The sequence below is a fragment of the Streptomyces bluensis genome (assembly GCF_014650715.1).
Taxonomy (GTDB): domain Bacteria; phylum Actinomycetota; class Actinomycetes; order Streptomycetales; family Streptomycetaceae; genus Streptomyces; species Streptomyces bluensis.
This window is the reverse complement of the sequence record NZ_BMVM01000009.1, coordinates 316,336-325,524: the sequence shown is the minus strand read 5'-3', so window position 1 is coordinate 325,524 and position 9,189 is coordinate 316,336. Positions and strand designations below refer to the sequence as shown.

Genomic DNA, 9,189 nt, shown 5'->3' with positions numbered 1-9,189 from the left:
CCCGCCCTGACCCGCACCGGCCCGCACCGGCCCGACTCGAACTGCCCGACCGCCCGACAGACTGCCCGAACGCACCGCCCGCCCGTCCCCCCGGCGGTTTCCCGCACACGACAGAACGATGGAGTATGGCCCCATGAGTACGAGTTCCCCCGGAAGCACGGGCGACGAGCCCGAAGACACCACCGGCGCCGAGCGCGAGCAGCCCGAGGGCCGGGCCGACGGTGCGGGCACCGCGGGCACTGCGGGCACTGCGGGCGCGGAAGGCCGCGATGTGCAGGGCGGCCCGAACGCGGTCCTCAGGGGCGAGCCGGGATTCAGGGAGCCCCCCGAGGACTACATCGCGGCGGCCAGGGTCGCCCCCAACCACTGGCTGTCCATCATCGACCGGCACTGGCACGGCGCCGAGGGCGAGCCCCCGCCCTCCTGGGCGTCGCTCGGCCGCTGGCGCAGCGACGAGAACGGCGAGATCGTCGAGTGGGAGGAGAACAGCGAGTACCGGCCCTCGCCCGACGCCTACGGCTGGGCCCGCCCCGTCAGCCCGGCGGACGCCGCCGTGCAGCTCGTCGCCACCGGCTACGGCTCCGAGGAACTGTTCGCCCTGGTGCTCGCGGACGCCGAGGTGGCCGTGTGCGTCGAGGACGGCGGTGAACTCGCCGTCACCGACGCGCCCGACGGCACCCGCGCGGTTCCCGTCTTCTCCCACTCGCCGGAGCTGGAAGATGACAAGCTTCCCGCCCACGAGATCATGACCATGCCCGACCTGCTCGACCGGCTGCCCGACGGCCGCGAGGTGCTGTTCCTCAGCTCCTCCGCCCCGGTGGCACAGCTCGTCGCGCCGAGCGCGCTGCGGGCGGGCATCGCCGATCTGGAGCGGTACGAGGCGGAGGCCGCCGAGGAGTGGCCCGAGCCGGACCCGTCCGCCGAGTGGCCCGCACCCCAGCCGCCGGCCGGCGGTCTCCCGCCCCTCACCAGGGATCTGCCGGACATCTCGTCGATCGAGGAACCGCCGGGCCCGATAGCGGCTGCGGAGCGCCCGGTGACCGAGACCGCGGGGGACGCACCGCGGAAGCGGACGGGGAGAGAGACGACGAGCGGCAAGCCGTCGCAGCAGGAAGGTTCCGGGTCCGCGTCCGAGTCCGGGCCCGGCGCGGACGACGAAGGCGCCTGACACGGACGGGGCGGCCCCCTGGCGCAGTGCGGGGGGCCGCCCCGTCGGCGTCTGACGGGAGCGCGGGCGGCCACGTCATGTGGCCGCGTCCGCGCGGGCGTTCACGGGGGACTCACTTGCGCGTGAAGATCCACTCGTGGTTGTTCTGGTTCTCCGGCGTGCAGTGCCAGATGATCAGGTTGCGGTTCTCGCTGTCCGTCTCGTACGAGTCCAGGCACATGTTGTTGCTGGCGAAGTTGCGAATCCAGTACTTGCCGTCGGACTGCCGGTCCAGCCACCAGAGCTGGTTGTCGGCCTTCGTGCCGTTGCACGGGAACTCCGTCACCTTGGTGGCGGGTCCGGCGCCCCCGTAGCCAGGCAGGTCGAAGCACATGCGGTCCATGACGTTACGGATCTGGAAGAGCGGGGCCCCACCCGGACCCGCGCTCTCGTACCGCTTCTCCAGGTCCCAGAGCTGGTTGTCGTCCGTGTTGCTGTTGCACGTCGACTGATGGACCGGTCCGTCGGGGGGCCCGCTGCTGAAGCCGGGGATATCGGCGCAGGTCCCGTTGGTGTTGTTCTTGATCAACACCCGGGTCAGAACCGAGGGCAGGTTGCTGGCGGCCTTCTTGCGCGCGGTCGAGGTCTTCTTCTCGGTCGCCGGGCTGGGCGCCGCCGCGGACGCGGGGGGCGCCGCCGGTGCCTTGGCGGGCTCCTTCGCCTCCTTCTCCTTCTTCTCCTCGCTCTTCGTCTTCGTGGGCGAGGGAGACTCGGGTATGAACGCGCCGGCCTTGCCGTCGTTCTCGTCGTCCAGCACGGTGTCGGCCGAACTCGACGCGGCCGCGTTCTTCTTGGCGCCCTCGTCGTCGTCCGAGCCGATCGCCATGATCAGCAGGGGTACGGCGATCAGCACCGCCCCGGCCATGGCGGCCCCGGCCAGCGCGGGCTTCTTGGGCCGGCCCGGAGCACCGTTGTCTCCTTCGGGGCCCTTCCGGTCGCCGTTCGCCGCGGTGGCCGCGGCGGCGGTGACGCCCCTGCGCACGCCCGGAGCGGCGACGGTCGCCGCGACCGCGGTCGCTCCGGCCCCGGCGCTCTGTTGCCCGGTGGCGGGCTTCTCCGCGGACTGCTCGTCGCCGGAGGCGGCGGTGCGGCCCCGGAAGAGGCCGCGGCCGAGGCGGGGTGAGACGGGGCGTGCGCCGGGGGTCGTGCCGACGGTGTCCGGCTGCCCATCGGATGCCGATGCCGATGCCGATGCCGATGCCGATGCCGACGCCGGCGTCTGGCCGGCGGACGGCGCCTCGGTGGCATCCGGCTGCGCGGTGGCCGCTGAGCCGCTCGCCTGCGGCGTGCCGGCGGGCGTACCCGCCGCCACCGCCGCGGCTGCTCCGGCGGCCTTCGAACCACCGTCGGCCGCCGCCTTCTTGGCGGTACCCGCCGCCTTGCCGCCGGGCTTGCCGGGGCCCTTGGCACCGGCACCGGAATCGTCGGCGGAATCGTCGGCGGGTGTCCCGCCGGTGAGGTGTTCCTCGACGCTCGCCGCGCTGAGGCTGGTGCCGGGCGCACTGCCGGAGGCGCCCGGGGTGCGGCGCGGCGGGGGCGACGTGGACTTCTCCGGGGCGTCCCCCGGGGACGGGCCGTCCGGCGTCTTCGCGCCGTCGGCCCGGTGCTGGTCTGTCATCGGTTTCTCCTCCTGGCCACCGGCACGGGTCCGGTGGCGGTGGACGGGGGAATGGGCGGGGGCGGACAGGAGAGCGGGGGAGCCGCTCAGCCCGACAGCCGGCGCGCGGGTCCGGCTCCACAGCGCCTGCGCGACGCTCGGCGCCCTCGCTAGGGTTCCGGGCGGTCCGCGTGCTCCGGCTGCTCGGGTACGCGTTCGGGAACCGCCGCCGGAGCCAGGGGGCCCGCCGCCCGTAGGTGCCGGGCCAGCCGGGCGGGCTCGGCGCCGGGCCGGCCGCTCAACTCGCGGGCGAGCGCGGCATGCAGCAGCTGCCGTGCGGACGGGGTGAGTGTACTCAGCACGACCTCGCGCGCCAGTTCGGGGAACCGGTAGCCCCCCGCGCAGTGCTCGCCCGAGTCGGCCTCCCAGACCAGTACGCGGGCGGTGACCGCCGCGTCGAGCTGGGGCAGCAACAGGTCCGCCGACGTGCCCTGGACATCGGCGAGCAGCCCGATGTCCAGCCAGGCCCTGTCGGTACCGACAACCGCCTGCGTACCGGCAGTCGCGTGGGCATCGGCTTCGGCAACGGTGGCGGCACCGGCACCGGCACCGGCACCGGTACCGGCAACCGCGTCGGCGGAGGCGTAGGCGACCGTCGTACGGACCGGCGCGTCGAGTTCGGCCAGCCGGGCGCGCAGCACGCTGCTGACCGCCGCCGGCACCCGCGCCGCCGGGCCGAGGCGTTGGTGCGCCGGGAGTTTGAGCAGTTCGCCGAGGAAGAAGGGATTGCCTTCCGCACGCCGGTGCAGCGCCGCCGCGTCCTTGAGCGGGACGGGCTCGCCCAAGGCGGCGAGCAGTTCGGTCACATCGGTGACGGACAGCGGTTCCAGATGCAGCCGGGTGGCACCGAGGCGGGCCAGCTCGGCGAGGAGCCCGCTGGTCGCCGGATCGTCGGCGTCGCGCGTGGCGCAGACGACGGCGACCGGCGCCTCCCGCAGCAGGGTCGCGAGCTGGCTCAGCAGACGGTGGAAGTCCGACGGCACCCAGTGCAGGTCGTCGATGAGGCACAGGAGGGGGCGTTCGGTGTGGAGGAGGGCCCGTACGACCTCAGCGGACGCGCCCTCCCGGCCGAGCGGCTCCTCATCGGGCCCATTCCCCCGGGCCGGGTGGGACCGGGCGCCGGCCCGCTGCGGCCGTAGCGCGTCGAGGAGTTGGGTGGTGGGGTGGAGCAGGGAGACGCCGTCGCTCTCGCTCAGCGCCTGCCCTCCGCTGGCGCGGACGACGGTGAAACCGCCGGCCACGGCCTGGCCGGCCAGCTCCTCCAGCAGCCGGGTCTTGCCCGAGCCCGGCTCCCCGGCGAGCACGGCCCACTGGGCGCGTCCGGCCGCCGCCGCGCGCAGCAGCGCGGTGAGCCGCCCGGTCTCCTCGGACCTGCCCACCAGCGGCACGGCACCGGACCCGGTACTGGGCGACGGAGCGGGGCCGGATGACGGAGCGATGCCGGATAACGGAGCGGGGCCAGAGGACGGAGTGGCGTCGGGGGAGGGCGGCAGGTGCTGGGCGGCCGGGTCGTGCCCCGGCGAGGCGTCAAGCCCCGGAGCCGGGCGGTCCTCTGTCGGCGCGGCCCCCACCCCGGGCGCATCCCCCGGCACGGTGGTGGCGCGCGGGGGCCGTGGCTCGCCCAGGATCCCGGTGTCGTGCCGCAGGATCGCGGTGTGCAGTTCGCGCATACGGGGACTGGGGTCGAGGCCCAGTTCCTCGGCGAGCATCGTGCGGAACCGCTCGTACGCCTGAAGCGCCTCCACGGAGCGTCCCACCCCGTACAGGGCCTGCATCAGCAGGGCCCATGACGCCTCACGCAGCGGCGCGGTGAGGGTCAGACCCTCGGCGGCCCCGATCGCGCCCTCCAGATCGCCCTGTCTGATGAGGAGCGTGGACCGGAGTTCCTCGGCGTCCTGGCGGGCGGTGTTGAGCCGGGCTGCTTCCTGTACGGCGAAGGCGTGTTCGGCGGCGTCGCCGAGGGCGCCGCCGCGCCACAGGCCCAGAGCCTCGTCGACGGCATCCCGGGCCGGGCCGAGCTGCCCGCGGCCCAGCAGGTTCCGGGCCTGGGACACCAATTCCTCGAAGCGGGCCGTGTCCCGGGCCGCGCGGGGCACCTTCAGGGCGTAACCGCCCTGCTCGCTGACCAGGACGGTGGACTGCCCGCGTCCGGGGCGGACGGGATCGAGCACCGAACGCAGTCTGCTGATGTGGGCGCGGAGCGAGGAGACGGCACCGCTCGGCGGGGCGTCCGGCCACAGGTCCCGGCACAGCCGCCCCACGGACACGGGCCGACCGTCCTCGATGAGCAGTCTGGTGAGCAGGACGCGGCGCTGCCTCGGGCCCAGAGCCAGCGACGTGCCGTCGCGTATGACTTCCACCGGGCCCAGCAGGCCGTACCACGTGAGCTGGTCGTGCACGGCGCTCCTTCCCTGTCGGCACACCATAGTTCGTCCCACTGTCCGGGCCGCACGGAGCGTCGAAGAGCGCCGACCGGGCGGCGAGCAGTCACCTGAGTCGACATACAAGAGGCGTGTCTCCGGTGGGCGGTTCATCGCGGCGCCGCGGGTGACGGTCCCGGACGAACGGACAGACGGACGGACAGTCGGAGAGCCGACCGGTGATCCAGACAACCGGACCAAGACGCTACTGAGGCTTTCGACCGCTCCTCCAGGGACCCCCGGGCAGATTTCCTTGCCCCTGGGGGCAGTCGGGTCGATGCCTGCGCAGTGGCCGAGCCCTCACCGCCCGTATCCGACGTGCCCAACCTGGCCGTCCGAGCGATTTCCGAGCAGTTCCCCGAGCGCATTAACGGGCACCCGTCGCGTGGTTTTCGGGTGTTTTCCGTGACCGAATTCTGCCCGTTCTACGCGAGTAACCGCCCGCGATACCGAATGAGTAAAGAGAATATTTCGAAAACGCGCCTATCAAGCCGGGCTGCCGTACGATCGCAGTTTGACGGTCTCTGATCAGCCTCACGCTCGGCCAGAGGAAGAACATTGCAGGTCACTTTCCCCCACGGTCACACCCACACGCCCATATCTTCCGCATATGCCGCACCCTCCGCGGCACACACATCGGTGCCGCCGGCGCACAGCTCTCCGCATCCGGCGACACCCGCGGAATCCGAGAAGAGGATTTCCGTCGCGGTCCACGCACGGGATCCGCTCTCCCGGGAAGGCGCGCTCAGCCAACTGCGGCACCGCCACGCGATCCAACTCATCGACGGGACCGAGGCACAGGCCGGAGACGTGGCCGTACTGATCACCGAAACCCTCGACGAGTCCGCGCACACCTGCCTGCGTCAACTCGTCCGCGCCCAAGGACTGCGGGTCGTCCTGGTCGTGAACACGATGCGCGAGTCCGAACTGCTCGACGTCATCACCTACGGCGTCGGCGCCATCGTCTGGCGGCACGAGGCGACCGCGAGCCAACTGCTCCAAGCGGTGCGCGCGGCCTCCCGCGGTCACGGCGCTCTGCCCTCCGAACTGATCGGCCGACTGATCAACGAGGTCAGAACACTGCGTCAGGGCGCCACCGGCCACCCGGGCGCCTCCGAACGGGACCTGACGCAGCGGGAGATCGATGTCCTGCGGCTGATCGCCGACGGATGGGACACCGGCGAGATCGCCGCCAAGCTGGCGTATTCGGAACGCACCGTGAAGAACATCATCCACGGCCTGACGTCCCGACGGGAACTGCGCAACCGCGCACACGCGGTGGCACACGCCCTGCGGGAGGGCTACATATCCTGAGCCCGGCGCACCCCGCGCGAGCCACCGGAGGGCAACCGGCGCCGCGACTACGCGCCGCTCCCTAGGGCTGTTTTGGAGGCCGTGGCGGGAATCGAACCCACGTAACTCGCTTTGCAGGCGAGTCCCTGAACCACTCGGGCACACGGCCATGTCGGGACAAAGTGCGCGTTCCGAACTCGGTGCATCGACCGTAGGCCGTGCAGGTTCGCGTGCTCAAGGGCATGGGACGGGCTGCAATGGGACTGCCATACGCCGTTCACAGTCGTACGACCAAGGTCCCAGGCAGTCGCCGACTTCGGACAGGGGCCGATGTCGGCGATGCCCCTTACGCTGGCGACCATGACCAGCCTGGAACCGAGGGACACGGACGTCGGCGACACCACACCCTCGCTCTCGAAAGCCGACGGCGCCGACGGCGCCGGCGTGCTGCGCAGGCCCTACCGTGCCCTCAGTATTGGCATCGTCTCCGTCGTGCTGCTGATCGCCTTCGAGGCGATGGCCGTGGGGACGGCGATGCCGGTGGCGGCGCGGGAGCTGGACGGGGTCTCGGTGTACGCGTTCGCGTTCTCGGGGTACTTCACGACGAGCCTGTTCGGCATGGTGCTCGCCGGACAGTGGTCGGACCGGAGCGGCCCCCTGGGATCGCTGACCACGGGCATCGCCGCCTTCGCGGCCGGACTGCTGCTGTCCGGGACGGCGGCGACGATGTGGCTGTTCATCCTCGGCCGGGCCGTGCAGGGACTCGGTGGCGGGCTGGTGATCGTCGCGCTGTACGTGGTCGTGGGGCGGGCCTACCCGGAGCGGCTGCGGCCGGCGATCATGGCGGCGTTCGCGGCGAGCTGGGTGCTGCCGTCCGTGGTGGGCCCGCTGGCCGCGGGTGCCGTGACCGAACACCTCGGCTGGCGCTGGGTGTTCGTCGGTATCCCGGTGCTGGTCGTGTTCCCGCTGGCGCTCGCGCTTCCGCAGATACGGCGGCTGGCGGCCGGTCCGGCGAAGGGGACCGAACGGGCGCCGTTCGACCGCCGCCGCATCCGTCTGGCCTTCGGGATCTCGCTCGGCGCGGGCCTGCTGCAATACGCGGCGCAGGCTGTGTCGGATCAGGATGCGCGGTGGCTGGCGGCGATACCCGCCGTGGCGGGCGTCGCGCTGCTGGTCCCGGCCGTGCTCGGGCTGTTGCCGCGCGGCACGTACCGGGCGGCGCGCGGGCTGCCGTCCGTGGTGCTGTTGCGCGGGGTCGCGGCCGGGTCGTTCGTCTCCGCCGAGTCCTTCGTGCCGTTGATGCTGGTCACCCAGCGAGGGCTGTCGCCGACGCTCGCCGGTTTCTCGCTGGCGGCGGGCGGGGCCACGTGGGCGCTGGGGTCGTGGGTGCAGTCGCGGCCGCGCCTGGAGCCGTACCGGGAACGGCTGATGACGGCCGGCATGCTCCTGACCGCCGCTTCGATCGCGGCCGCGCCGAGCGTGCTGATCGAGACGGTGCCGGTGTGGAGCGTGGCGGTGGCCTGGGCGTTCGGCTGCTTCGGCATGGGGCTCGTGATCTCCTCCACCAGCGTCCTGCTGCTCCAGCTCTCCGCCCCCGAGGAGGCCGGCGCCAACTCGGCCTCTCTCCAGATCTCCGACGGTCTCTCCAACGTCGTCCTCCTCGCCGCGGGCGGCGCCGCCTTCGCGGCCCTGGGCGGCGGCACGGTCACCCACACCGCCACGGAGGCCTCCGGGGCGGCTTCGCATCCGGCGGCGTTCGCGGCGGTGTTCCTGCCGATGGCGGCGGTGGCGTTGCTCGGGGCTTGGGCGACGACTCGGGTGCGGGCTGCGTGATGGGCGAGTGGTACCACAGTGGCCCCATGGCCGGTACCATAATGGTATGGCTATGAACCTTCGTCTGCGTGACGACCAGCAGGAAGCGCTCAAGCTGCGCGCCGAGGAGGAGGGGCGCAGCATGCACGCCATCGTGCTTCAGGCGATCGACCGGTATCTGGAGCAGGAGGCGGACCGAACCACGGTTCGTCGCCTGGGGGCCAAGTACGCGGCGGGACACGCCGACCTGCTGCGGCGGCTGGGGGAGTAGGTGAAGTACCTCACGGTCCAGGAGGCCCTGGACCTGGCGGAGTTGGCCTGCGGGGGGCAGGAAGTCGCCGTGCGCGATCTGGGTCTGCTCAGCTCGGCCGTTCACCGTCCCCAGTCCCAGATGTTCGGCGTCGAGGCGTACACGGGCCTCTTCGAGAAGGCTGCGGCACTGCTTCAGTCGCTTGCCGCGAACCATCCTCTGGTGGACGGCAACAAGCGCATGGCCTGGATGTGCACGGTTGTGTTTCTCGACTTCAACGGCACCGAGATGCTCGAAGTCGACCAGGAGGAGGCGTACAAGCTCGTCATGGAGGTAGCGGGTGGCGACCTTGAGGATGTAGGGCTGATCGCTCGGCGCTTGAGGGTGTTGCACGAGGCGATGTGAGCTGAGTCCCATCCGCCGCAGACCCGGCGCGGTCCCCGCGTTCACCCGACCGGGCCACCGATAAGGTGGCCCGGTCGTCATTCGTGGCCCAGTCACACCATCAACCACACGGATGCAGCCGAGCCGCCCTACCCACCAACGGAGA

7 protein-coding genes and 1 tRNA gene are annotated in these 9,189 nt (G+C 72.1%); 5 read left to right on the top strand and 3 right to left on the bottom strand.

From position 1 onward, the window contains the following. Positions 1–133: 133 nt before the first annotated feature. The gene (locus IE262_RS23390) at positions 134–1,168 is read left to right on the top strand and encodes a type VII secretion system-associated protein (protein ID WP_189876214.1); all 1,035 of its coding nucleotides are present in this window, start codon (positions 134–136) and stop codon (positions 1,166–1,168) included. 112 nt (positions 1,169–1,280) lie between these two features. Here IE262_RS23390 and IE262_RS39580 read toward each other — a convergent pair whose 3' ends face one another. Together IE262_RS39580 and IE262_RS23380 are read right to left on the bottom strand one after the other, a co-directional pair. Next, complete coding sequence (locus IE262_RS39580) at positions 1,281–2,825, bottom strand: ricin-type beta-trefoil lectin domain protein (RefSeq protein WP_229877412.1); 1,545 nt, start codon at positions 2,823–2,825, stop codon at positions 1,281–1,283. A gap of 149 nt (positions 2,826–2,974) precedes the next feature. Next, positions 2,975–5,263 (bottom strand): ATP-binding protein, encoded by a 2,289-nt coding sequence (locus tag IE262_RS23380; RefSeq protein WP_229877411.1) that lies wholly within the window; start codon positions 5,261–5,263, stop codon positions 2,975–2,977. Positions 5,264–5,923: 660 nt separating this feature from the next. On the opposite strand from IE262_RS23380, the gene IE262_RS23375 reads away from it, so the two are divergent. Next, positions 5,924–6,598, top strand: coding sequence for a helix-turn-helix transcriptional regulator (locus IE262_RS23375; protein ID WP_134035418.1), 675 nt, complete (start codon positions 5,924–5,926; stop codon positions 6,596–6,598). A gap of 73 nt (positions 6,599–6,671) precedes the next feature. On the opposite strand, the gene IE262_RS23370 is transcribed toward IE262_RS23375, so the two are convergent. Continuing rightward, positions 6,672–6,746, bottom strand: a tRNA-Cys gene (locus IE262_RS23370). Between the two features lie 191 nt (positions 6,747–6,937). Between IE262_RS23370 and IE262_RS23365 the strand changes: the two genes are divergently transcribed. From IE262_RS23365 to IE262_RS23355, 3 genes are read left to right on the top strand one after another with little or no spacing between them, the layout of a single operon-like run. Beyond that, on the top strand, positions 6,938–8,410 hold the full coding sequence (locus IE262_RS23365) for an MFS transporter (protein WP_189876212.1): 1,473 nt from the start codon (positions 6,938–6,940) through the stop codon (positions 8,408–8,410). Between the two features lie 52 nt (positions 8,411–8,462). After that, entirely contained in the window at positions 8,463–8,660 is a 198-nt protein-coding gene (locus IE262_RS23360; protein ID WP_067445450.1) for an Arc family DNA-binding protein, read from the top strand. After that, entirely contained in the window at positions 8,661–9,044 is a 384-nt protein-coding gene (locus IE262_RS23355) for a type II toxin-antitoxin system death-on-curing family toxin (protein WP_189876210.1), read from the top strand. The last annotated feature ends 145 nt before the right edge of the window (positions 9,045–9,189 follow it).